This window comes from Nocardia sp. NPDC004711, from assembly GCF_053601595.1.
On record NZ_JBSGCB010000005.1, the window covers coordinates 171577 to 195241 of the forward strand.

General features: G+C 68.3%; 20 protein-coding genes and 1 riboswitch. Of the genes, 10 read left to right on the forward strand and 10 right to left on the reverse strand.

Annotated features, from left to right (window positions below; translation table 11 throughout):
* Window positions 1-87: 87 nt before the first annotated feature.
* Genes ACWEKS_RS06690 through dmpG form a run of 3 tightly spaced genes read left to right on the forward strand, consistent with a single transcriptional unit; the run spans window position 88 to window position 2926 of the window.
* The gene (locus ACWEKS_RS06690) at window positions 88-909 is read left to right on the forward strand and encodes a 2-keto-4-pentenoate hydratase (protein ID WP_452339171.1); all 822 of its coding nucleotides are present in this window, start codon (window positions 88-90) and stop codon (window positions 907-909) included.
* A gap of 5 nt (window positions 910-914) precedes the next feature.
* Window positions 915-1898, forward strand: coding sequence for an acetaldehyde dehydrogenase (acetylating) (locus tag ACWEKS_RS06695; RefSeq protein WP_452339172.1), 984 nt, complete (start codon window positions 915-917; stop codon window positions 1896-1898).
* A complete protein-coding gene (gene dmpG, locus ACWEKS_RS06700) occupies window positions 1895-2926 on the forward strand; it encodes a 4-hydroxy-2-oxovalerate aldolase (protein ID WP_452339173.1) in 1032 nt (343 codons plus the stop codon). Before ACWEKS_RS06695 ends, dmpG begins: the two co-directional genes overlap by 4 nt.
* Before the next feature lie 49 nt (window positions 2927-2975).
* Here the strand turns inward: dmpG and ACWEKS_RS06705 are convergent, their stop codons facing one another.
* The 6 genes from ACWEKS_RS06705 to ACWEKS_RS06730 form a co-directional block, all read right to left on the reverse strand.
* On the reverse strand, window positions 2976-3605 hold the full coding sequence (locus tag ACWEKS_RS06705; protein ID WP_452339174.1) for a hypothetical protein: 630 nt from the start codon (window positions 3603-3605) through the stop codon (window positions 2976-2978).
* A 160-nt stretch (window positions 3606-3765) separates the two neighbouring features.
* The gene (locus ACWEKS_RS06710) at window positions 3766-6567 is read right to left on the reverse strand and encodes a DUF5682 family protein (RefSeq protein WP_452339175.1); all 2802 of its coding nucleotides are present in this window, start codon (window positions 6565-6567) and stop codon (window positions 3766-3768) included.
* Between the two features lie 74 nt (window positions 6568-6641).
* Window positions 6642-7760, reverse strand: coding sequence for an ATP-binding protein (locus ACWEKS_RS06715; protein ID WP_452339176.1), 1119 nt, complete (start codon window positions 7758-7760; stop codon window positions 6642-6644).
* A gap of 13 nt (window positions 7761-7773) precedes the next feature.
* Complete coding sequence (locus ACWEKS_RS06720) at window positions 7774-9135, reverse strand: VWA domain-containing protein (protein ID WP_452339177.1); 1362 nt, start codon at window positions 9133-9135, stop codon at window positions 7774-7776.
* Window positions 9132-10508, reverse strand: a complete 1377-nt coding sequence (locus ACWEKS_RS06725; protein ID WP_452339178.1) for a hypothetical protein — start codon at window positions 10506-10508, stop codon at window positions 9132-9134. The genes ACWEKS_RS06720 and ACWEKS_RS06725 overlap by 4 nt, the downstream gene beginning before the upstream one ends.
* Entirely contained in the window at window positions 10508-10918 is a 411-nt protein-coding gene (locus ACWEKS_RS06730; RefSeq protein ID WP_452339179.1) for a hypothetical protein, read from the reverse strand. Before ACWEKS_RS06730 ends, ACWEKS_RS06725 begins: the two co-directional genes overlap by 1 nt.
* Window positions 10919-11423: 505 nt before the next feature.
* Between ACWEKS_RS06730 and ACWEKS_RS06735 the strand changes: the two genes are divergently transcribed.
* From ACWEKS_RS06735 to ACWEKS_RS06755, 5 genes are all read left to right on the forward strand, one after another.
* Window positions 11424-13367 (forward strand): serine/threonine-protein kinase, encoded by a 1944-nt coding sequence (locus tag ACWEKS_RS06735; protein WP_452339180.1) that lies wholly within the window; start codon window positions 11424-11426, stop codon window positions 13365-13367.
* Window positions 13368-13511: 144 nt separating this feature from the next.
* Window positions 13512-14780: a glycosyltransferase 87 family protein gene (locus ACWEKS_RS06740; RefSeq protein ID WP_452339181.1), complete on the forward strand. Its 1269-nt coding sequence runs from the start codon at window positions 13512-13514 to the stop codon at window positions 14778-14780.
* A gap of 105 nt (window positions 14781-14885) precedes the next feature.
* Window positions 14886-15848: a DNA polymerase domain-containing protein gene (locus ACWEKS_RS06745; RefSeq protein WP_452339182.1), complete on the forward strand. Its 963-nt coding sequence runs from the start codon at window positions 14886-14888 to the stop codon at window positions 15846-15848.
* A 301-nt stretch (window positions 15849-16149) separates the two neighbouring features.
* Window positions 16150-16674, forward strand: coding sequence for a DUF3558 family protein (locus ACWEKS_RS06750; RefSeq protein WP_452339244.1), 525 nt, complete (start codon window positions 16150-16152; stop codon window positions 16672-16674).
* Window positions 16674-17186: a DUF3558 family protein gene (locus tag ACWEKS_RS06755; RefSeq protein ID WP_452339183.1), complete on the forward strand. Its 513-nt coding sequence runs from the start codon at window positions 16674-16676 to the stop codon at window positions 17184-17186. The genes ACWEKS_RS06750 and ACWEKS_RS06755 overlap by 1 nt, the downstream gene beginning before the upstream one ends.
* Before the next feature lie 97 nt (window positions 17187-17283).
* Here the strand turns inward: ACWEKS_RS06755 and ACWEKS_RS06760 are convergent, their stop codons facing one another.
* Complete coding sequence (locus ACWEKS_RS06760; RefSeq protein ID WP_452339184.1) at window positions 17284-17700, reverse strand: hypothetical protein; 417 nt, start codon at window positions 17698-17700, stop codon at window positions 17284-17286.
* A 280-nt stretch (window positions 17701-17980) separates the two neighbouring features.
* Window positions 17981-18161: riboswitch (M-box (ykoK) riboswitch) on the reverse strand.
* Between the two features lie 104 nt (window positions 18162-18265).
* Here ACWEKS_RS06760 and ACWEKS_RS06765 point away from each other — a divergent pair.
* Together ACWEKS_RS06765 and ACWEKS_RS06770 are read left to right on the forward strand one after the other, a co-directional pair.
* A complete protein-coding gene (locus tag ACWEKS_RS06765) occupies window positions 18266-19606 on the forward strand; it encodes a magnesium transporter MgtE N-terminal domain-containing protein (protein ID WP_452339185.1) in 1341 nt (446 codons plus the stop codon).
* The gene (locus ACWEKS_RS06770) at window positions 19603-21243 is read left to right on the forward strand and encodes an NRAMP family divalent metal transporter (protein WP_452339186.1); all 1641 of its coding nucleotides are present in this window, start codon (window positions 19603-19605) and stop codon (window positions 21241-21243) included. Before ACWEKS_RS06765 ends, ACWEKS_RS06770 begins: the two co-directional genes overlap by 4 nt.
* A gap of 22 nt (window positions 21244-21265) precedes the next feature.
* Here the strand turns inward: ACWEKS_RS06770 and ACWEKS_RS06775 are convergent, their stop codons facing one another.
* From ACWEKS_RS06775 to ACWEKS_RS06785, 3 genes are all read right to left on the reverse strand, one after another.
* Complete coding sequence (locus tag ACWEKS_RS06775) at window positions 21266-21457, reverse strand: hypothetical protein (RefSeq protein WP_354835950.1); 192 nt, start codon at window positions 21455-21457, stop codon at window positions 21266-21268.
* A 258-nt stretch (window positions 21458-21715) separates the two neighbouring features.
* Window positions 21716-22708, reverse strand: a complete 993-nt coding sequence (locus tag ACWEKS_RS06780) for an AraC family transcriptional regulator ligand-binding domain-containing protein (protein ID WP_452339187.1) — start codon at window positions 22706-22708, stop codon at window positions 21716-21718.
* 9 nt (window positions 22709-22717) lie between these two features.
* Window positions 22718-23590, reverse strand: a complete 873-nt coding sequence (locus ACWEKS_RS06785; protein ID WP_452339188.1) for an AraC family transcriptional regulator ligand-binding domain-containing protein — start codon at window positions 23588-23590, stop codon at window positions 22718-22720.
* Window positions 23591-23665: the final 75 nt, after the last annotated feature.

Here is a 23665-nt window from a genome sequence, read left to right on the forward strand (position 1 = left end):
AGTGGAACGGAATGCTGGCGGGTGCGTCCTGCCTGCGGCGACAGTGAGATCGCTGCTCCAGCCTTCGTCACGAATCCGGGGTTTCCGATGCCACTACCTCCAAGCCTTGACCGACGCTCCGCGGACGCGGACACCGCCGTGATCGCCGCCGACATGCTCGGCGCGGCTGCCCGCTCCGGCACCCCGTGCGCGCCGGTTCGCGATCTGATCGGTGCCGACGACGTGGCCGCGGCATATGCGGTGCAGGAACTGCTGACCGCCGAGCGCATCGCGGCAGGCGCCCAGGTCGTCGGCCGCAAGATCGGCCTGACCTCCCCGGCCGTGCAGCGGCAGCTCGGCGTCGATCAACCGGATTTCGGAGTGTTGTTCGACGACATGCGCTACCGGCAGGACACGCCCGTGCCGCTGAGCCGGCTGCTGCAACCGAAGGTCGAAGCCGAAGTCGCGTTTGTGCTCGCACAGGATCTGGTGGACGGCTCGCTCGACGACGAGCAGGTTCGCGGCGCGGTCGGCTACGCGGTGGCCGCGCTCGAGATCGTCGACAGCCGCATCGCGGGCTGGGACATCACCTTCGGCGACACCGTCGCCGACAACGCCTCCAGCGGCCTGTTCGTCCTCGGCTCCGAACGCCGCACCCTCGATGCCTTCGACCCCGTTTCGGTGCAGATGCGGATGGCGATCGACGGTGTCCCCGTGTCGACCGGAACCGGCGCCGCCTGCCTCGGCGACCCGCTGCACGCCCTGGCCTGGCTGGCACGGACCACCCGCGAGTTCGGCCGGCCATTGCGCGCCGGGCAGATCGTGCTCTCCGGAGCGCTCGGACCCATGGCCCCGATTCAGGGCCCCGCCACCGTCACCGCGGACATCACCGGACTCGGCTCGGTGACCGCGAACTTCGTCCAGGAGTGAGAACCATGAACGACAAACCCGCCGGGCTGCAGGTCGCGGTGATCGGGTCGGGCAACATCGGCACCGATCTCATGATCAAGGTGATCCGGCACTCGGACGTGCTGACGATGGGTGCGATGGTCGGCATCGACCCGGAATCCGACGGACTCGCCCGCGCCCGCCGGTTCGGCATCCCGACCACGGCCGACGGCGTCGAGGGTCTGCTGAAACTGCCGAACTTCGACGAGATCGACGTGGTCTTCGACGCGACCTCCGCCAAAGCCCACGCCGCCCACGCCGCGGTACTCGAACCGCTCGGCAAACGCCTGATCGATCTGACGCCGGCCGCGCTCGGCCCGTTCGTCGTACCGGCGGTGAACCTCGACGAACATCGCCACGCGCCCAACGTCAACATGGTCACCTGCGGCGGGCAGGCCACCATCCCGATCGTCGCCGCCGTCTCCCGCGTCGCACCCGTCGCCTACGCCGAGATCGTCGCGTCCATCGCCTCGAAGTCCGCGGGGCCGGGTACCCGCGCCAATATCGACGAGTTCACCGAGACCACCGCGCACGCGATCGAAACGGTCGGTGGCGCCCAGCGCGGCAAGGCCATCATCATCCTCAATCCCGCGGACCCGCCGCTGATCATGCGCGATACGGTGCTGTGCCTGATCACAGCGCCCGATGCCGGCACGCACCGGGCGATTCGCGAATCGGTGGAGCAGATGGTCGCGCAGGTGGCCACCTACGTGCCCGGCTACCGCCTCAAGCAGCGAGTTCAGATCAGCGCCGTGCCGCAGGATCAACCGGTGCGCACCCTGCTCGGCCCGGACACGGCGGCCGCGCCCACGCATCAGGTGTCGGTCTTCCTGGAAGTCGAAGGAGCCGCCCACTATCTCCCGGCATACGCCGGCAACCTCGACATCATGACCTCGGCGGCGGTGCGCTACGCCGAATCCATCGCCGACACGATCACCGCCGCCCCGGCAGAACAGGAAGCGCTCCGATGACCACCCGGCTGTTCATCCAGGACGTCACACTCCGCGACGGCATGCACGCGGTGCGCCATCGCATCACGCCCGGCGACGTCGGCCGGATCGTGGCCGCGCTCGACGCGGCGGGTGTCGACGGTATCGAAGTCGCCCACGGCGACGGTCTCGCCGGCGGCAGCTTGAACTACGGGCCGGGGAGCAACACCGACTGGGAATGGATCGAGGCCGCCGCCGCCAATCTCACGAACGCTCGGCTGACCACGCTGCTGCTGCCCGGCATCGGCACCATCGAAGAACTGAAGCAGGCCTACCGGCTGGGCGTCCGGTCGGTGCGCGTGGCCACCCACTGCACCGAAGCCGATGTGTCGGCCCAGCACATCGCCACCGCACGGGAACTCGGCATGGACGTCTCCGGATTCCTGATGATGTCGCACATGGCCGAACCGGCTCGCCTCGCCGAACAGGCGAAAATGATGGAATCGTATGGGGCGCAGTGCGTTTACGTCACCGATTCCGGTGGCCGGCTGACCATGAACGGTGTCCGTGACCGGGTTCGCGCCTACCGTCAGGCGCTCGATCCGGGTACCGAGATCGGCATTCACGCGCACGAGAACCTCTCGCTCTCGGTGGCCAATTCGGTGGTGGCGGTCGAAGAAGGCGTCACCCGGGTCGATGCCTCGCTCGCCGGACACGGCGCGGGGGCGGGCAACTGCCCGATCGAACCCTTCGTCGCGGTCGCCGACCTGGCCGGCTGGAAGCACAACTGCGATCTGTTCGCTCTGCAAGACGCCGCCGACGACCTGGTGCGGCCGCTGCAGGATCGTCCGGTGCGGGTAGACCGCGAAACCCTCACCCTCGGGTACGCCGGGGTCTACTCGTCCTTCCTGCGCCATGCCGAAACGGCGTCGCGGCGCTACGGCATCGACGTGCGCACGATCCTGCTCGAGGTGGGACGCCGCGGACTGGTCGGCGGACAGGAGGACCTGATCGTCGACATAGCCCTGGACCTGCTCCCCGCCGCCGACAGGGCGACAGCCCTTTCCTGACGTGTGAAACGAGAAAGGCACGGTCCATCAGGACCGGGCCTTTCCACATTCAGAGGGTGCCGTTTTCGATGTCGCGTTTCAGCGCCGCCTGGTACGCCTGGTGGGATGAGACGCCGTTGTCGACGGTGAAGTTGATGAGCAGCGGGTTGGCGATGAAGGTGAGGTGCTCGTTCACCGAGGTGGTGCCGTTGCCGTTGTCGACGAAGGTGACCTTCTGATGGGTGATGACGCCGGGCGAGTCGTAGCTGTCGGTGAGGTAGTAGTGATCGACCGGGTAGAGGCGCTGTTCGGCCTGGGTTTTCGCGGGGTAGTCGACCGAGCCCATCGGGATGTTCTCCAGCGCGGTGAAATCGATGGTCTCGGTGGCGCCGTCGGTGCAGGTGCGATGCACGATGATGTCCTTCAGGAACGGATGCCGCCCGATGTCGTTGCGCAGGTTCGAGTACACCGTCCATACCTTGGCGATCGGCGCATTGATGGTGATCGGCAGATCGACCGTCCGCGACGACGTGCCGGACGACGGACTCTTCTGCTCGGCCTGGTACGTGGCCCAGCCGGTCTGCCAGCCGGCGGTGTAGGCGTTCGGGGTGTCGGTACAGGTCGGTGCGGAATCCGCCTGCGCCACCGGTGAACCCGCCGCGAACGACAGGGCCATTGCGCATCCCACAAGATATTTCACGGGCGGACTGTAACGTGTTCTCGCGCCCGATCGCGAGGCGCTCCCGAATTCGAGACCGAACCGTATGAATTGTGCTGTGCGGCCCGCCTACCAGCAATGCACGGTCCGAATGACCGTCCGGCCGGCCGACCGTCGGAAGGACGAGCCGGCCGGACCCGCGTCAGCTCCGCGCGGCCGGCACGCCGAGTAGCGCGGCCAATCCCGCAGCGGTGCCGGGGAATCGCTCGAGCAGGCCGGCTACCTCGTGGTTTCCGGCCGGGCCGGCCTCCTGCCAGCCGCCCTCGATGCCGAGCAGTCCGCTGAGTGCGTCACACGCGGCGGGGTGGGCGGCCAGCAGTTCGGTGACCGGCCCGCGCGGTGCGGCGGCCACCGGCGGTGCGGCCGTGGTGAATTCGGCCGACCAGGGCGGGACGAAGGCGTCCACGGCGGGCAGCGCGCCGGGGAAGGTACGGCCCGCTTCCCGGACCAGGCCCGGGATCAGATCGCCCGCCTGATCCTTCAGGGTGGTGATCAACTTCGGCAGCCAGGGCAGCAGTACCGTGTCCGGCAGCGTGCCGAAGGCCTTCGACAACAGCTCCACCACAAAGGGTTTCAGTGCCGGAGCCGGGTCGATGGCCTGCACGAAGCCGCTCACGTACTGCGGAACCGTCGGCAGCACCAGCGGATTGGCCAGCATCCCGTCGCACCGCGCGCGCAGCTCGGCCATGGTCAGCAGGCCGAGCTGGAACCGCGCCGCCCACAGCAGGGCCACCTTGGCCGGCGCCTCCGGATGTGATTGCAGCACCGCCAGTTCCAGCTGGGTGTGATCGCAGCCCAGTGACAGCGCCAGGTTCTCCATCCCGAACAGGAAGCCCAGCATGGCCGCCACCTGCGCCGGCCCGGTCTCCTCGGCGGCGAAGGCGGTGGGCAGCAGGGTGCAGTAGTGCGCGTACCCGGCTGTCACGAACCGTTCGCACCACGCCGGTAGGCCGTCCTCGGTGGAGCGGAAGTAGTTGAGCAGCACCCGGATCCGCCGCAGCACGACGGGCGCGTCGTCCACTGTCCGTTCGGCGGCGAGGAGTTCGACCGCGCGCCGGCCCAGCTCGTCGGCGAGCCGGACCGAGCCCAGATACACCAGCGCGTCCTCGACCGCGCCCAGCGCCACGGCCGCGGTCGCGTCCGGCGCGGCGACCGCGCGCCGCAGGCGCTGCTCCAGCACCTGCTCCACCGACACGCCCTCGTACCCGAGCTCCACCAGTGAGCGCTGGTGTTTGCCGAGCCCGATGTCCCAGCTCTCCTGGATCGAGGTCTCACCCAGTCCGCGCGAGCCCATGATGGGCCGCAGCGCGTCCTGCGGCAGCAGCCTGCGCAGCAGCCACAGCAGATCCGAGCACGGCCGCAGGTCCGGATTCGCCTTCAGGTCCAGCAGCGCGCGTTGCAGCGTCCGCTTGGACAGATCCAGTCCCAGCGGTGCCAGCCGGTCGAGCACATCGCGGGCCAGCGGCGGCAGCGCCGCGTACCCGACCTGGCCGATGCGGTCGCCGCCGAGCAGGATCTCGCACAGTCGCCGCACATCCCGCCGCCCCGGTACCCGGTCCTTCTCGAGGCAGGTGACGGCCGCGTCCTGGAAGTCGTACGGCGTCGGACGGGCACGATTGCGCAAGCCCGCCAGCAGGATCGAGGTCTCGAAGATGGCGATGGCGTCGGCGGTGCTGGCCAGGTAGCCGTTGCGCCGGGCCAGCCGGACGATATCCACCGACCACTCCAGGAGCTCGGCCTCGTCGAGCGGGTCCAGGATCGGTGGCCGGGACAGGAAGCCCGAAAGCCGGTCCGTCACTTCGGCTTCCGCTTCCGCCGGAAGTGGCGGCTGCTTGACGCGCTTCTTCGCTCCCTGCTGGCCTTCCAGCTGGAACGACTGCAATTTGCCGCGCCGCAAGCCCTTCGCCCAGGTGGCCGCCGCGATCGACACCGCGCCGCCGGCCAGCCCGAACTGCGCCTCGATGGCGGAGTGGCTGGACGGGATCAGCCCGTAGTGCCATTTCGTGGCCGAGCGCGGCGAGATCTCGAACGGCTCCGACGCAGCCAGTCCGAACTGTTCGACGGGGCTGGCCGCATGGGCCGCGCCGCACACGTACAACGCCTGCGCCGGATCGATCTCGTTGGCGGCCAAGTGTTCCCGCATGCGGGTCCACATGTACCGTTCGCGGTCCTCGTCCTCGACGGTGCTGCCGCGCCGCAGCCGGCGGAACAGGCTGCCGATCATCACCATGACCTGACGGTAGGTGTCGTAGTCGGCGTCCACGAGGGGCTGCTCGACGTACTGGTCCCACCATTCCGACCAGTGCCGGACCTTGCCGTGGTGCAGCAGGTGTTCTTCCAGTTCGGCGAAACGCGGTCGCAGATCACCGATTTCGAGGCCGACCGCGCCGCCGTGCAGGCCGTCGTCCTCGGCCTGCTCGCTGTCGGCGGGTGTCTCGGACTGCTTCGCCTCGGGAGCCCACTGGAAGACGTGATCGGTGGACCGATCCACCAGCACCAGTTCGACGCCCGGCGTATCGAGCGCGTAGGCGATGGCCTGGTACTCGGCCGACGATTCGGTGATCGGCGCGACCACCGACAGCGGCGCCCATTCCGCGGGGAAGCCCTCGATCTCGGTGGCGAAGGCCTGCAGCGCAATCGGCAGGCGGCAGTTGCGCAGCTCGTCCAGCAGCGGCCGCATGTCCTCGCACAATTCCAGGTAGATGACGCTCGGCTGCTTCTCGCGCAGCCGTCGCACCATGGCCAGACCGGAGGCGGGCGAGTGGTGGCAGACCGGGAAGATCTCCAGCCGCTCCGACAGCGCCCGGTCGACATCGTCGACGATGCCCGCCAGGATGTCGCCCGCCGCCCCGGGTGCGCCGGCGAACGCGACGGCCGCGTCCGCCAGCTGATCCCGCAGCGCGGCAAAGGTATTCGGCGCGGGCCGGGTGTCGGGCACGCTCACGGCTCCACCTCGCTGGCGCTCGGTTCCGCCGTGCGCGTGGGCGCGCTGTATCGATGGTTCGCTCGCAAGCTCGCTCACGACAGCCTCGCGATCGCTGCCCGGCCGCCCTCGAGGAATTCGCCCCAGGCGGCATCGCCCTTCTTGTCCTTGGTGCGCGGCTCGACGACACCGTGCAGGTACTTGTTGAGAATGGCCAGGTCCTCGGGCGTGCGCCGGGCCAGCGACCCGACCAGCGAACCGGCGAGGGTCTCCGCGCGCAGTTCCTTCGCACCGAAGAACTGGCTGTGCAGGATGGCGTCCTCGAGTACGCCGATCTGCTCGGCGGTGGACAGCGCCGACTCCAGCTTGTCGTCGTCGCTGGTGGCGGCCGCCGCGGCGGCGCGCAGATCGGCGAAGCTCTCCAGCAGGATGTCCAGCAGCGTGGGCGGCAGTTCCAGCTCGATGGAGTGGCGACGCAGCAGTTCCGCGGTGCGGAAGCGCACGATCTCCGCCTCGCTCTTCTTGTTGGACACCACCGGAATTCGCACGAAGTTGAAGCGCCGCTTGAGTGCCGAGGACAGGTCGTTCACGCCGCGGTCGCGGCTGTTGGCGGTGGCGATGATGGAGAAGCCCGGCTGCGCGAACACCACATTGTCGTCATCGAGCTCGGGGATCGAGACGTACTTCTCCGACAGGATGGAGATCAGCGCATCCTGCACATCGCTGGTGGACCGGGTGAGCTCCTCGAAGCGGCCGATCACGCCCTGCTCCATGGCGGTCATGATCGGGGACGGGATCATCGACTCCCGCGATTGACCCTTGGCGATGACCATGGAGATGTTCCACGAGTACTTGATGTGGTCCTCGGTGGTGCCGGCGGTGCCCTGCACCACCAGCGTGGAATTGCGGCTGATGGCCGCCGACAGCAGCTCGGCCAGCCAGCTCTTGCCGGTACCCGGATCGCCGATGAGCAGCAGACCCCGGTCCGAGGCCAGCGTGACAATGCTGCGCTCGACGAAACTGCGGTCACCGAACCACTTCTGCTCCACCTGGCGGTCCAGTCCGTCGGCGCGTTCGGACCCGAGTATGAACAGCCGCACCATCTTCGGGCTCAGCCGCCACGCGAACGGCTTGGGGCCGTCGTCGATGGACTCCAGCCAATCCAGTTCTTCGGCGTACTTGACCTCGGCGGGGGCGCGCAAAACGTCGTTCATGATGGCTGGTCTCCTAGTCGAGAAAGTTCTTGAGTTCGTGCACGAGCTTCTGGATGCGTCCGGAAATCACCGGGGTGCCAAGATTTTTGAACCGCTCGCGGAACCACGGGTTGACGCTCTGGTGGCCGGAGCTGTTCACCGAGCCGACCGGGATGAGCTTCACCCCGGAGCGGTGCACCGCCTCCATGGCCTCGAACAGCGGCTGGGAGCGATCGAACTCGTAGAAGTCCGAAATCCACACCAGCACGGTGTTCTTCGGGTCGGTGATCTTGGGCTGGGCCATCGCCATGGCGATCGGGCCGTCGTTGCCGCCACCGAGATTGGTGCGCAACAGCACCTCGAACGGATCGTGCACCCACGGGGTGAGATCCAGGGCGCGGGTGTCGTAGGCGATGAGATGCACATCCACCTTGGGCAGGCCCGCGAAGATCGAGGCCAGGATGGTGCAGTTCACCATGGAGTCGACCATGGAGCCGGACTGGTCCACCACCACGATCATGCGGGCGGGGACGGTGCGCTTGGCGGTCTGGCGGTAGTAGAGCCGGTCGACGTACAGCCGCTCGTCCTGGGGGTTCCAGTTGGGCAGGTTCTTCCAGATGGTCCGATCCACATCCAGATTGCGCAGGATCCGCTTGGGCGGGACCGAGCGGTCGACGGTGCCGACGCTGGTCTGCTGCACCTGGGTACGCAGCACTTCGGCGACCTCGTCGATGTAGCGGCGGATGAGGCGTTTGGCATTGGCCAGGGCCACGCCGGACAGATTGTGCTTGTCGCGCAACAGTTGTTCGATGAGCGACATGCTCGGGGTGAGCTGGGCGGCCAGGTGCGGATCGGCGAGCACCTCGCGCAGCCGCATGCGGGACACCAGCTCACCTTCCAGACCAGTGAGCACGCCTTGCACGGCGCCGGCCTGCTCCTCGCCCAGGCAGCGCCGCAGCCAGTTCGCATCGGACTGCCAGCCCGCCAGCTGGGTGGCGCTGACCTGGCCGGCGCCGGTGGCGAAGACGTTCAGCAGCAGCTTGGAAACCAGTGCGGCGGTGCGGACATCGGCCGCGCCGATGGATTGGGGCGCGTCGTCTTCGATCTCGGTCCCGGCGGCTTCGGCCTCGGTCCCGGCGTTTTCGGCTGCCGGTCCCTCGGTCGCGGAGTCCCCGGTTTCGGAGAAGTCGAGGCTTTCGAACTCCGCCTGCATCTCCGGATAGCGTTGCACCACATTGTCGATGGAGATGCCGGGATCGAGCACGGCCAGCGGCAGACCCAGATCGTCGACGATGCCCGCGCTGGCCTGCTCCAGCGCCGGTTGCTGATCTCCGGCGAAGACACCGGCCAGCAGACGCCAGTACAGGATCTGGCGTCGCGTTTCATGATTCGTCATTTGCGCAGCAACCGTCCCGCGCGCTCGCGCAGCACCGCCACGGCATCGCCCGACTTGGCCTGTGCCTTGGCGACTTTCGGATCCGTCGGGCCGAGCGCCCAGTCACCGTTGTGGAAGGCGGTGAGCGCACCCTTGACCTTGCGCTGCACGGCCAGCGGCCGCACCGACCAGACGCCCGCATCCCAGCGCAGCAAGCCGATCATGGCGCTGGACCCGGTCACCCCGGCCGGAGTGAGCGGACCGGCGGACGGCAGCGCGTCCAGCTCCACCCGGATCCGTTGGTCACCCATCTCCAGTACGCCGTCGCGGAACCGGTACCCCTCGAGCACAACCGGTTCGGCGATGTGCACCGGATCGCGATCCAGCGGCGCGACGGCCGGGGCCTGCGCCTGCGGCAGTTGCACGGTGGCGGTGACGAACGGATCGGCGGCCTCCCCAGCCTTCGCCCGATCGTCCTCCCACAGCAGGTCCCCGGCCGCCGTCAGCGGCATATCGGTGAGCTCCAGCGCCCGCTGCCCGGCCAGCGCGGTGAGCAACTGGCGATGCGCACCCAGCAGCTGCCACACCGCCGGTCCCACAATGGTGTCCACCTTGGCCGCCGCCACCGACACCCGCACCCGGCGGGCCGGTGCGCCCGCGACCTCGAGCACGCCGTGCACCTGCGCCTGTACCGCGGTCCCGTGCTCGTGCAGATCCACGCCGAGCGGGAGCAGGCGACCCGAAACCGGTTCGGTGGCAGTGGATTCCGCGCCGCGCCAAGACAGCAGCAGGGCCCGCGTCCACAGATCGGCCCAGCGTCGCGCGGGCACCCGGTCCATGGTGGCGATCGGCGCGGACGCGCCCAGTTCGGCGGTGAAGCCGTCCAGCAGCATCGCCAGTCGCCGCAGCGCGGGTTCGGCCAGCAGCGACTCCACGGTCTGATCCGCGGCCGCCACCAGGTCATGGTCCACGCCGCGCCATCCGGCGATGGCCAGTTCACCCAGCCAGGCGCGCGAACCCGCCGCGAGCGGGCTCGGCGCGGCCGCAGCCGGCGTGGCCGTCCACTCGGATCGATTGCGGCCCATGGCCGTATCGGCCTGGTCGACCAGTGCGTCGTGCACCGCGCCCAGCAGGGCGGCCCGGGCGGCGGCCAGCGCCGACAGCTCATCCGCGCTGATCGCCCCCGTGCTCACCTTCGACACCGCCGCCGAAACCGCCTCGGCCAGAGGCGAACCCGCCACCGCCGCGGCCAGTGCGGCCAGCGCCGCGCTCTGCGGTTCGGAAACCCGGGCGAAGCCATTGACCAGAGCGGAATCGAACCCGCTCACCGCGTCCAGGGCTGCCTCGACACCGGCGGGCGCATCCACCAGCGCGGCCAGTTGTACCGCCTGCATCAGCGACCCACCCCCGCCGGGAACCAGTGCAGCTCCGGAATCGGTGTCGCGCTACCCGGCAGCTCCAGATAGGTCAGATGCCGCAGGAACCGGCTGAACACCGCGGCGGCCGGAGCCGGATCACGAGTTCCATTGAGACAGTGGCCAAGTCGAGATCCCTCCGGGACTTCGACCCGCAGGAACCGTGCCACCCGATCCTGCCCGTACTGGAGCACCGCTTCATCGATCAGCGCGTCCAGATGCTTGCAGGCCCACCCCTGGTTCAACCCGCCGCACGGCCGGTTGTTGTTGGTGCTGCAGCTCAGCCCGTGCGTCCCCGCGGTCACCGATGCCACGTACACCCGTGAGATATCGGAGCCACTCGACACCACCCCTTGCAGGCGTCCGTCGGCCAGCTCGACGAACGGCACCTTGTTCAATTTCCGCGGCGCGACAGCGGGCAGAACCCGCACCACAGAAGCGCTTTCCCAAGCCGGTTCACCCGGCGTGGCACTCGGATTCGAGGCCATCGTTCTCCCTCCCGGTCGATCACGATGCGCCCAAGGTATGTGACCCCACCGACAAGTCCCGCCCCACCCCCGAATCGGCTGGTGAGGACCCCTTCTCGCGGCAGCTCCCGGACCCATCCGCCGACGCCGGCGCCTGCCGTGAACGGAGCCCCGCCGCTCGAATCGGACGTATTTCACTGACTCGCAACGTAATTCCGATATCTGGCGCGGGAAGCTGTGCAATTCATCGCCATTCGCCTCGCCCGGTGCCGTGATTCGGCTCGTCAACCGGCAACGGTCACTCGGATTTCCGTCGTATCCGTGCCTATGGATGGTCCCCTCGGCTCCACGAAGATCGGCGCGCTCGGCAACCCGCCGCGCGATAAAATCGATCATGGCTCGGGGTTTCAGCTCGGGGTGATGCGCAATGGGTGATCGGCCGACCGGCGATGCCACCGCTGCCTTCGATCCATTGGCCGATCGGGCGGTGCGTGAGCGGTCGAGCGCGCCGATCGCGAGTGACGAACTCGGGCCGGGCGATCGGATCGACGATTTCGATCTGCTGCTGGAGCTGGGCCACGGCTCGTTCGCCACGGTGTTCCTGGCGCGGCAGCGCTCGATGCAGCGACTGGTGGCGGTGAAGGTGTCCACGGACCACGGCATCGAACCCCAGACGCTCGCCCGGCTGGAGCACGAGTACATCGTTCGGGTCTACGACCAGCGGGTGCTGCCGGAGCGCGGGCTGAAACTCCTGTACATGCAGTACCTGCCGGGAGGAACGCTGGCGGCGGTGCTGAAGCGGGTCCGCGAGACCCCGCCGGAGCTACGCAGCGGGCGGTTGCTGCTGGACGCCGTGGACGCGGCATTGGAGGAGAAGGGCGAGATCCGCACCACGGGCCTGCGGGTGCGTGAGGAAATCGCCGCCCTGTCGTGGCCGGAGACCGTGGCCTGGCTCGGACGCCGGCTCGCCGAGGCACTGGACTACGCCGAGCGACAGGGTGTACTGCACCGCGACATCAAGCCCGCGAACGTCCTGCTCTCCGCTGACGGTGTGCCGAAGCTGGCCGATTTCAATATCAGTTTCAGCGACCACTTCGCGGGCAGCAGTCCGGTGGCGTACTTCGGCGGGTCCCTGGCCTACATGTCGCCCGAGCATCTGGCGGCGAGCCACCCGTCGCTGCCCGGCACGGTCGACGACTTGGACACGCGCAGTGACATCTACGCCCTCGGCGTCGTGCTGTGGGAGCTGCTGACCGGGCGGCGACCGTTCCCCCGGGTCGAGGCGAAGGATTCGCAGGACTATGTCGAGCAGGAACTCGCGATCCGCCGCCGCCCGATCGCCGAGGAATTCCTGGACGACCTGCCCGCCGACTGCCCGGCCTCGCTGCGCCGCGTGCTGCTGACCTGCCTGTCGCCACGACGGGACGATCGGTGGGCCAATGGCGCGGAGCTGGCTCAGCAATTCGAGCTGTGCCTCGACCCCCGGGCCCGGGATCTGGTCGACCCACCGCAACACTCCCGGCGGCCGACCGGTCCGCTGTGGCCGCTGCCGATGATCGCGATAGCGATCGGAATACCGAATGTGGTGGCGGCTGGGTACAACTATTACTACAACAAAATGCTCATCGTCAGTAAGCTCGCGCCCGCAGCTCAGCGGTCCTTCGACTATGTCGCCTCGGTGCTGTATCCGCTCGCTATCGCGGTGGGCGGAATCCTGATTCTCTACGCGTCGCGCCGCCTCATTGTCGTACCCATTGGTTTGCGGCTCGGATGGAACTACAGCGACGAGACCCTCACTCGGACGCGTATCGATGCGCTGCGGCTCGGTAGCCGGGCGGCGCGGATTGCCTTCGTGTTCTGGGTGCTCTGCGGCGTGATCGTCCCGGTGATGCTGAACCTGATCGCCGGCGGCGTTCCACGCGGCACCTACGTGCATTTCCTGCTGTCGGTCGTCGTGTGCGGCGCAATCGCGGTGGCGTATCCGTACTTCGCGGTCACCTGGTACGTGGTGCGGTGCCTGTATCCCGTCTTCCTCGTGCACGGACGGTCCGACGCCGCCGATATCGACCACCTGGGCCGCCTCGCCGGGCGCACCGGTTTCTACCTCACCGTGGCGGCCGCGGTGCCGCTGGTCGGCGTGACCGGCATAACCTTCCTGCCGGGCGCGGAGATCGAATCCATTATCTGGGCGGTCCGGATCCTGTGCATCGGCGGCATCATCGGCTTCGTGCTCGCCTATCTGCTCTACGGCGTCATCGAGAAAGATATCGAGGCGCTCGAACGTGTTGCCTCCGCATCCGATACGTGTGCCGCGGGCACGGACGAGCCGAGCCCCGATACGGCATCGGAGTCGTCTCGGCGGCAGGACTAGCGGTCGGGAGCCCCACACGGGCGCGGCGGCTGCGCTGGTCCGAGCGGTGCGCGCGGCGGTCCGCGACCGGCATCGATCCCCATTGGCGAGTCTCGGTGGGTGCGGGTGCACGCCTGGGAGGGGACGCCGATAATGTGATGGCGGATGAGTTGTTCTACCGCTGTTGCTGACCCGAAGTCGCTGACCCGCCGTTTCGGGCGGGTGATGTGGCTGGTTCCGGCGTTGTGTGTGGCGTCCACCGCGCTGTGCCTGATGCTGCCCGTGTGGCCGTTCAAGCAGATCACCGGTGGGTTCATCGACCTGCAGGTGTATCGGCTGGGCGTGCAGACGCTATGGCACGGCGGGGATATGTACGGGCAGTTGCCGCAGACCACGATCGGGATCGGGCTGCCCTTCATCTATCCGCCGTTCTCCGCGCTGGTGCTGTCGCCGTTCGCGGCGTTGCCCTGGGACGTGGCTCGCACCGGGTTCTTCGTGACCTCGGTGGCCGCGCTGGCGATTTCGTTCTATCTGGTGGCGCTGCGGGTGTGGCCGGGGGAGAGCCGGCAGCGGCTCGGGCTGTGGGTGACCGCCTGCGCCACGCCGTTGGCCCTGCTGCTGGAGCCGACCCACTCGACGCTGGATTTCGGGCAGGTCAATCTGCTGCTGATGGTGCTCGTGGTGGCCGACTGCCTGACGGAGAAGCCGAAGTGGCGGCGCGGCATGCTGATCGGTATCGCGGCCGCGGTGAAGCTGACGCCGGCCGCGTTCATCCTCTACTTCCTGATTCGCCGTGATTACAAGGCCGCCGTCACGGCCGCGATCACCGGTGCCGTCGCGACCGCGCTGACCTTTGCCGTATTGCCGCAGGCGTCGGTGAAGTACTGGTTCGGCGGGTTGGGCAATGTGTCGGGGCTCAGCGGTTCGGCATTCCACACCAATCAGTCGATTCAGGCGGTGCTGGCTCGGTTCGAGATCCACAAGCCACTGCTCACGATTCTGTGGCTGGTGCTGAGCGCCGCACTGCTGGCGCTGGTGGTGCCCGCCATGCGCCGCGCGGTGGACTTCCCGCCGCTGGCCCTCGGGATCAACGCGGTCTTCACGCTGCTGGTGTCCCCGATCTCCTGGTCGCACCACTGGATCTGGATCGCCCCGGCCCTGCTGGCGATGCTCGGATACGCGACCCGGTTGCCCTGGCGCCGTGCCGCGGGCTGGTACCTGGTCACCGCGATCACGGCCGCGATCTTCGTGATCGGCCCGCAGAACTGGCTCCCGGACGGTGAACATCGCGAATCGCACTGGACGCCTTGGCAGCACCTGATCGGCAACACCTACGTCTGGTTCAGCGTGCTGCTGGTGGCGCTGTTCCTGCTCAGCACCCGGCGTGTGCAGCCGGTCGACCAGAACCATGCGGTTGGTGCGCTGGTCCGTTAGGCCCCTTCCTGTTTCATCATTTCCGGTATCAGCTCGCGGTAATGTGCCGCGGCTGCCACGGCCGGGATGGTTGACGGCGGTACGGGTGTGGCGCATGGTGGGCCGATGGGCGATGACGTGCGGGCCGGGCTGAAGTTCTCCAGTCTCGACAGTCCCTTGTTCGACGGGGCAGAGGCCACCAAGGGCGATTTGATCGACTACCTGGAGGCGATCGGCGAGCGGATGGTGCCGTCATTGCGGGAGCGGCCGCTGTCGGTGGTGCGGGTGCGGCCGGGGCAGGAGCCGTTCATGCAGAAGAACCTGCCCAAGTACACACCGGAGTGGGTGCGGCGGGTGACGCTGTGGGCGGGCAGCTCGAAACGGGAGGTGTCCTACGCGCTCTGCGATGACGTGCGGACGTTGCTGTGGTTCGGGAATCAGCGCGCGGTGGAGTACCACGTGACACTGCTGTACGCGGCGGGTCTCGCCGACTATTCCGGCAGCCCAACGCATCTCGTGCTGGATATCGACCCGGCGCCCGATCAGCCCTTCGCCCGGGTGGTCGGGGCCGCGCAGCTCATTCGGGAAGCGCTGGCGGCGGACGGGCTGGCGGGCGCGGTGAAAACCAGTGGCTCCAAGGGCGTGCACATCTTCGTCCCGGTGGTGCCGGGCGTCGATCTCGAGGATGCCGCGGCGGCGACCCGGGCGATCGCCGCGCGTGCCGAGCGGCTCGATCCGCAGCTCGCCACCACGGCGTTCATTCGAGAAGACCGGGGCGGCAAGGTCTTTCTCGATTCGACCCGCGCCGGCGGCGCGACGGTGGTGTCGGTCTACAGCCCGCGGATTCGCCCGGGCGCGACCGTCTCGTTCCCGGTCGTCTGGGCGGACCTGCCCGACATCGACCCGCACGATTTCACGATTCGCACGGCGGCCAAGATGCTCGGCGACCGCGATCCCTGGGCCGAGGCCATGCCCGAACCCCAATCTCTCCCAGCCGATCTCATCGCCGAGGGGCACACCATCCCGGTGGCGCGGGTGCAGGCCATGCACGAGGGCAAGCGCCGCGCCCGCGCCCGCCGGGAGAACTGACTCAGGCCAGGCACGCCGACCGGCACCCATACCGCGGTGGACACCACCGGCAGCACGAGCACCCGGCTCAGGCCGGCCAGGCCCATGAGGGCGGTGGGCCCGAATTCGGCCGGCCAGACGATCGTCGCGGGACGATCCGGAATGGTGAGTTCGAGAGTCATGGATGAATCCGCATCCATTCGAGAAAGGCACGCGGAAATAGGCGAGCGGCAGGTGCGTCGCCGAATATCGGAAAGTCACAAATCGTCCGCCGCGTCGCCGATCGCATGATTCGGGCGGTTCGCCTACGCTGGTCGGCGTGATGAGAGCGGCGGGCGCGGTGGCGGGGATCGCCCTGATCGGGGCGGCGATCGCGGGCTGCGGCGGCTCGTCGAATCAACGGGCGGCCCCGGCGACGACCACATCCAGGGCGGCGGTGATGCCGGCGCCGAACACCATCGGACTGTGCGGCGGGGTGGCCGATGCCGATGTCGGCCAGGCGACCGGGCTCAATGGGCTGCAGCGAGTGGCGGTGAATCCGCTGGGATGTGCATGGCAGCGGCCCGCGGGCGGTGACTACGCGGTGGTATTCCACTGGTTCCGGGGCAGTCCGCTCGCGGACCGGCGGACTCAGATCACCGACGCGCGCCCGTCCGACGTTCAGGTGGGCGGGCAATCCGGCATCGAATGGCAGGGGCCGCAGTCGTGCGAGGTGGCACTTCCGTTCGGGGACAGCGATTTCATCGATTGGTCGGAGCGGGCCGCGATTACCGAGACCGCCAAGGAGCCCTGCAAGGGACTGGAACAGCTGGCGGCGTCCACTCTGACGAAGGCCGGGCAGGGGTAATGCGTCGGGTTCGAACGCGAATCGCCTTGGCGGCCTTACTGATCGCCGCACTCTCGGGGTGCTCGCAGGGCCCGAAGGAATCGCCCGTGCGCGCCGCCGACGCCCCGAACCTGCTGGCCGGCTGCGGCCCGCTGGAGGATCAGAAGATCGCGAGCAACCTGCACGTCTCGGGCATCAGACAGCAGAGCGCCCCCACCATCTGCAACTGGACCGCCACCAGTCCGAACGGCGGTGCGGTCGACATCACCTACGCCTGGCTGGAGAACGACACCCTGAGCCGTGAGGTCCAGATCGCTGACCAATTCGGTTATCAGGTCGAGCGTTTGGTGATCAAGCACTTCGGCGGCATGTACTGGCGTGACCCGAAGGATCCGAGCACCTGCGCCGTGACCGCCTCCGACACCGGCACCGTCACCTGGTGGGTCCAGAACCGCGACCACGCGGCGCAACCGGACCCGTGCGCGGGGGCCATGACTCTCATGCAGGCCACCCTCTCGGTAGACGGTGTGTGACCGTTCCCAACCTACTGCCGGACAAGAAGACAGCGGCGGTGAGGGGCGAGACCCTCATCGCCGCAACGGGTTTCACCGAAACAATCGGACTAGCCCGCTAGACGGCAGGCGCCGCGCCGGCGGGAGCCGGGGTGGAGTCGGGCGCGGACAGGCGCTGGGCCAGGCCGATGCCGACCGCGATGGCGGCGGGCACGCCGGTCAGCACCAGACCGGCCGCCGCACCCAGCGGAATGCCGATGGCGGCGCCCGTGAGGCCGCCCGCGATGCCGGTCGGCACCGACATGACCGTGACGCCGGCGATGGCGCCGCCCGCGGCGCCGATGGCGCAACCGGCCGCGCCGCCGATGAGGGTGCCGATCAGGGTGCCCATCGAGGTGGCCAGACCGAACTGGTTGACCGCCGCGGCGAACGCGGCATCCTGGTCGGCCTGGCTCGCGACGGTCTTCGGCACCGGCGCGGACAGGGCAGGGGCGGGGACGGTGGCGGCCAGGGTGTACGCGGTGATTTTCCTCATTGGCGAACCTCCGAAATTCTGGGTGGATGATTTCGAATGAGGGTGGAAAGGCCAGCACGTATTACACGGCCGCGTCATGGGGATACGCATCGTGCGTGGTGTGGTGAAAGGTCAGAGTCGTGTGGCGTGTTTCCACCCGCAAACGGGTGAGTGGAACGGATCACTCGGATACGGACTATCGCCGGGGGTCATGGGTCGTCCTCACCTCCTTGCGGCCGGAGCGCACGAGGGCGCTGACCAGGGTGCACACGAGGAGTCGCCACGGCAGCAGGCCGGAGGGCGAGCACCCCTCTCGTCAGAGCTTCGGCACTGTACGACGTATCCCCAATGACAATGACGTTGGGAAGCCACTTCGGGTGACCCCTTAATCCGGGGAAACCTGTCCTAACCCTGGGCGTCTCTCGACGTCGTCGGATCAGTGGCCTGTGTTCGTACAGGAGCCTCGCCTAGCGAGGTGCTGATTGACGCCGCAAAGTCTGGCAGTAGAGGATTGATTCGTCAAATTCGGACATGCAATGTTCGCCCGTGGCCGCCGGAATTCCGGGTCGCCGAGTCAGGAGCGCATATGACCGAACCCACAGTATGGTCGAAGCCGGAATCGGTTGCGACGGTGCATCTGTCGCAGTTGCTGAAGGCGCCGGTGATCGCCGCGTCGGGGGAGCCCATCGGCCGCGTGGACGACCTCATCGTGCGCCTGCCGGGTGGCGACGCCTATCCGCCGGTGATCGGCGTGGTCGTCGGGATGGGCGGGCGCGATGTGTTCGTCTCCGCCGAACGTATCCGGCTGTTCGAAGCCGATCGCATCGTTCTCTCGGTCAACAAGGTCGACCTGCGGTCCTTCGAGCGGCGTGCGGGTGAGGTGCTGCTGCGCGCGGACATCCTGGGTCACCGGCTGATCGATGTGGAGGCGGTGGAGCTGGTGCACGCCTACGATGTCGAGCTCGATCGGGTCGGCGTGCCCGACGACTCCGATTCGGGCTGGGTGCTGGCGCGACTGGACACCCGCCGCCCGGCTCGCCTGTTCGGGCTGATCAAGTCCGGCGGCGGTCACGCCTCCCGGGATTGGAAGGCGTTCGAGCCGCTGATCGGCCATGAGCAGTCGCTGACCCTGCGGCTCAGCAGCCGGTTGCGCGGGCTCAAGCCCGCTGAGATCGCCGACCTGCTGGAGGACGCGGACAAGCACGAGCAGGACGAGATCCTGGATCAAGTGCACGACGACCCTGAACTGGAGGCGGATGTATTCGAGGAGCTCGACTCCGACAAGTCCAGCCGCCTGCTCAACGATATGTCCGATGCGGAAGTCGCGGCGCTGCTCGGGCGCATGCGCGCCGACGACGCGGCCGACTCCGTCATCGAACTCAAGCAATCGCGCCGCCGGCGGGTGCTCGACCTGATGCCGCCCGGGCAGCGCGTCAAGGTCGTCACGCTGATGGGGTTCAATCCCGACAGCGCCGGCGGGCTGATGAACGTCGACTTCGTCTCGTGTCCGCTGGACGCTACGGCGGCACAGGCGCTTTCGGTGGTCTCCGCCGCGCACGCATTGCAGCCGGAGGCCCTGCTGAAAGTGCACGTACTCGACTCCGGCCGGCTGGTGGGCGTGGTCTCGGTGATCGCGCTGCTGCAGGCCGACCCGGCGACGCCGGTCGCCGGCCTCATGGACGACGATCCGGTGCGGGTCGCGCCCGAGACCGATATCACCGACATCGCCCTGTTGATGGCTGACTACAACCTGTACGCCGTGCCGGTGTTGGACGACGCCGATCGGGTGCTCGGCGTGGTCACCGTCGACGATGTGCTCGAGGATGTCATTCCCGAGGACTGGCGGCGCCGTGAACCCGCGCCCCGGCCGGCCCGGCCGGTCGCGACCGGATCCGGCGACGACTCGGACGGCGCGGCACGGCCATGACCGATGCCGAGGAGAACCGTTCCGCGAATCATCGGTCGGCCGTGCTGGATTCGGCGCACCTGGGCGATATCGAGGGCGCGCTCGGCAAGATCAAGATCGGTGACATCGAGCATTCGCGCACGTTCAAGACCCGGATGCTGACGCTGCTGGCCATTATCGGCCCCGGGCTGATCGTCATGGTCGGTGATAATGACGCCGGCGGTGTCGCCACCTACGCGCAGGCCGGGCAGAACTACGGCTACAGCCTGCTGTGGGTGCTGCTGCTGTTGATCCCGGTACTGATCGTCAACCAGGAGATGGTGGTTCGCCTGGGCGCGGTCACCGGCGTCGGGCATGCGCGGCTCATCAACGAGCGCTTCGGCCGCGGCTGGGGCTGGTTCTCGGTGGGCGATCTCTTCGTTCTGAACTTTCTCACCATCGTGACCGAGTTCATCGGTGTCAGCCTGGCCGCGGAGTATTTCGGCATCTCGAAGTACGTCGTGGTGCCGGTGGCGGCCGCGGCGCTGGTGGCGATCATGGCCACCGGCAGCTTCCGGCGGTGGGAACGGGCGATGTTCGTCTTCATCCTGATCACCCTGCTGCAGATTCCGATGCTGTTGCTGTCGCATCCCGACTGGGGCCGCGCCGGAAAGGATTTCGTGGTGCCCGGTGTCGAGGGCAGTTGGACCTCCGACGCGGTGCTGCTGATCATCGCCATCGTCGGCACCACCGTCGCGCCGTGGCAGCTGTTCTTCCAGCAGTCCAATATCGTCGACAAGCGCATCACCCCGCGGTTCATCGGCTACGAGCGGGCCGACACCGCCCTGGGCGCGTTCGTCGTGGTGATCGGTGCGGCCGCGCTCATGATGACCGCCGACTACGCCGCGCGCGCCAATGACGCGGTCGGGAAGTTCGTCGACGCGGGCGAGATCGCGCACCTGCTGGGCCAGGTCCACCGCCTGCTGGGTTCGGTCTTCGCGATCGTGCTGCTGGACGCGTCGATCATCGGCGCTGCGGCGGTCACCCTGGCCACCAGCTACGCCTTCGGCGATGTGTTCGGCATCAAGCACTCGCTGCACCGCGGGTTCAAGGACGCCAGGCAGTTCTATCTGTCCTATATCGCGATGGTGGTGCTCGCCGCGGGCATCGTGCTGATTCCGGGTGCGCCCCTGGGGCTGATCACCACCGCCGTGCAGGCCCTGGCCGGGCTGCTGTTGCCCAGCGCCAGCGTGTTCCTGCTGCTGCTGTGCAACGACCCGCAGGTGCTCGGGCCGTGGGTGAATCGCACCTGGCTGAACGTCGTGGCGGCGATCATCGTCGGCGTGCTGCTGTTGCTGTCGGGAATCCTCATGGCCACCACGCTGTTCCCGGACCTGGATGTGGTCGCCACGGCCGGATACCTGGCGGTGGCGCTGGTGTTCCTCGCCGTGATCGCGTTGGTGGCGCTGAGGTTCACGCAGCGCGGGGCGCCCGCGCCCCCGCCGCGCCCCCGCTTCGAGGCGTCCGCGAAGGACACCTGGCGGATGCCGCCGCTGACGCTGCTGGAACCGGTGACCTGGTCGGCCGGTACCCGGCTGGGCATGATCGCCCTGCGCGCCTATCTGGTCGTCGGCGCGATTCTGCTGCTGGTCAAGGCGATTCAGCTGGGGCGGGGCTGACGGCCGCGGGGCGCGGCCGAGCTCAGTGCTCGAGGAAGGTGGCGACGATGTTCCAGAACATGTTCGGGTCCACGCTGTTGAAATCCCAGCTCTCGGTGAGGCTGTGCGTGATGCTGACGATGCTCGGGATGTCGAAGTCGTGCCGGGTGGCGGTGCCCTTGGCCTCCACGGCGGTGACGACGTAGGCGGTGGCGGTTTCTGCGGTGTGGGGCACGAGGAAGCTCCAATCGAGGACCGGGACCGGATAGGGACACGTGGCCGTGGACAGCATCGGCCACAACCACGCATCGCAAACGCCGTGGCGAGCCTCGCGGCGGGCGCGTCGTGGCGTTTCCGTCCAGTTTTATTTCCGCTCGCGTCGCGCGGGAGTTCCGAAGACGCCAAACCGGGCCGGTACACGCCAACCTTGCTGTGTGGTTGCCGGAATACCGTACGGTAGGTGCGATTTCGGCCTGCGCGCGGGGTCCATCTTTCAGGAATCCTCGCGATCGCGCCAGCGATGTACGGCGCGCCGCAGGCTGGCCGGATCCGCGTATCCCAGGAATTCCGCCTGCTGAGCGCGTGGAAGGTGGTCGGCCCGTTGCAATCTGCGGCGCCGTGCCCGGTCCACCTCACGGCGCCAGGTGGTTCCGGACTCGGTCAGGCGGCGTTGTAGTGATCTTGGTGAGGTCAGCAGACGCCGCGCTACCACTTCCAGTGTCGCCGTGCCCTCGTCGAGAGCGCCGTCGAGGACGTCGCCGAGCCGTTCCAGCCAGGTGATGCCGGACTCGGGAGTGGCCGGCAGCGTGGCCGCGTAGGACAGCAGCACGGCCGTCAACTCGGGATCGGCCGACTTCATGGGAAGCGCCAGATCCGCGGTCCGCAGCGTCAGGGAGTCGACCAGGCTCCCGAAATCGATTGCGCGAGTGCCGAACAGCTCGGTAACGGCGGCGAGGTCGACCGGCGCGGTCTGCCGGAAGGTCACCCGCGTCGGCACGATCGGGTAGCGGGTGGCCGCCCGGCCCCGGCCCACGAGGAGCGCGAAAGCCGCCTGCACCAACAGTTCCCGCCCGCGGCAGTCCTCCACCCCGGACAGCACCTCGTAGCAGACCTCGTGTTCGGTGCGATGCGTGATCCGGAAGTTGTAACTCGTTGTGAGACTGCCGGTGTGGTGCACGCAGGCGTCCAGTGCCGCGCCCAGGGTCTCCGCCGACAGGAACAGATACTCCAGCAGACCGAATTCGCCGGTCGCACTGTCCTCCGGTACGCGCAGGGCGATATCCGGGTCACCGGTTTCCTGTTCGAGCAGCTCCCACACCCGCAGGCAGTACCGGGACGACACCCGGGTCCCCTCGCCGCCCTCACGCCAGGCGGGGACCCCGGCCAGCCGGGCGATCCGCTCCGGGTCGAGCCCCGCCCGGGCCGCCCGCTCCAGTGCGAACCGGGCCATCAGAATGCTGTCGTGAGAGTCGGATCGAGTAGTCACGGCCACCCATCACCACGCCGCCCGCCGGCGCGCGCTCGCCAGCTCCCGGCTCCAACTGGTCCCGGCCGCGGCCAGTCGTCGCTGCAGGGTGCGCGGGCTGGTATCCAGCCGCCGGGCCATGCCGTGGATCGACGCCGTCTCCAGCGACGCTAGTGAATCTAGTTCGGCGGCAAGCAGATCGGCCCAGGCGCGCGCGGGCGGGGTGGACAGGGTCGCTACCGCGGCGGCCCGGCGTAGCACGGCCGCCAGCCCCGGATCGGCGGTGAACTGCCGCCGGTCCAGGTCCGCATGGTGCAGCGTGAGCGTGTCGGCATCGGCGCCGAAATCGACCGCGGCCGTGCCGAAGAACTCGGTATACGGTGCGTGGTGGCGCGGCGCGCGTTCCCGCAGGGTCACCGCGACCGGCGCGATCCGCGTCCGGGCACCGAGCCGTGCGCGACCGGTCAGGAAGGCGAAGCTCGCCTGCGCCGCGACCTCCGTCCCCCGGCCCTCCCCGGTCGTCTCCGCCGCGAAGGTGACGTGCCGGTCGTCCTCGCCGACCACGGCCAGGCGCCGCGTGGTCGACAGCGCGGATTCGAATTCCCCTGCGGCCCTGAACCCTTCGCCCACGGTCGACGCCGTGGCGAGCAGATAATCCATCATCCCCAGTTCCCCCATTCCATACCGTTCGGCCGCCCGCAGTCCCACGTGCGGCAATTCCGCCCTGCGCTCGAACAATTCCCACAATCGCGGATAGCACTGCCCCGGAATGCTTCCCGGCGGCCCGTCCAGCGCGCCGGCCCCGATTCCCGCCGCCCGCGCCAATTCCACCGGATCCAGCCCCGCCGCCCGGGCTCGCGTCAGCACGAACCGGGCCAGCAGCACACTGTCCGAGGCGGTCATGATCGCTGCTCCATTCGCCCGGCCACACCGCCTCGTCCACGCCACCCCGGGTCACCTCGCCGGAGCGGGTACCCC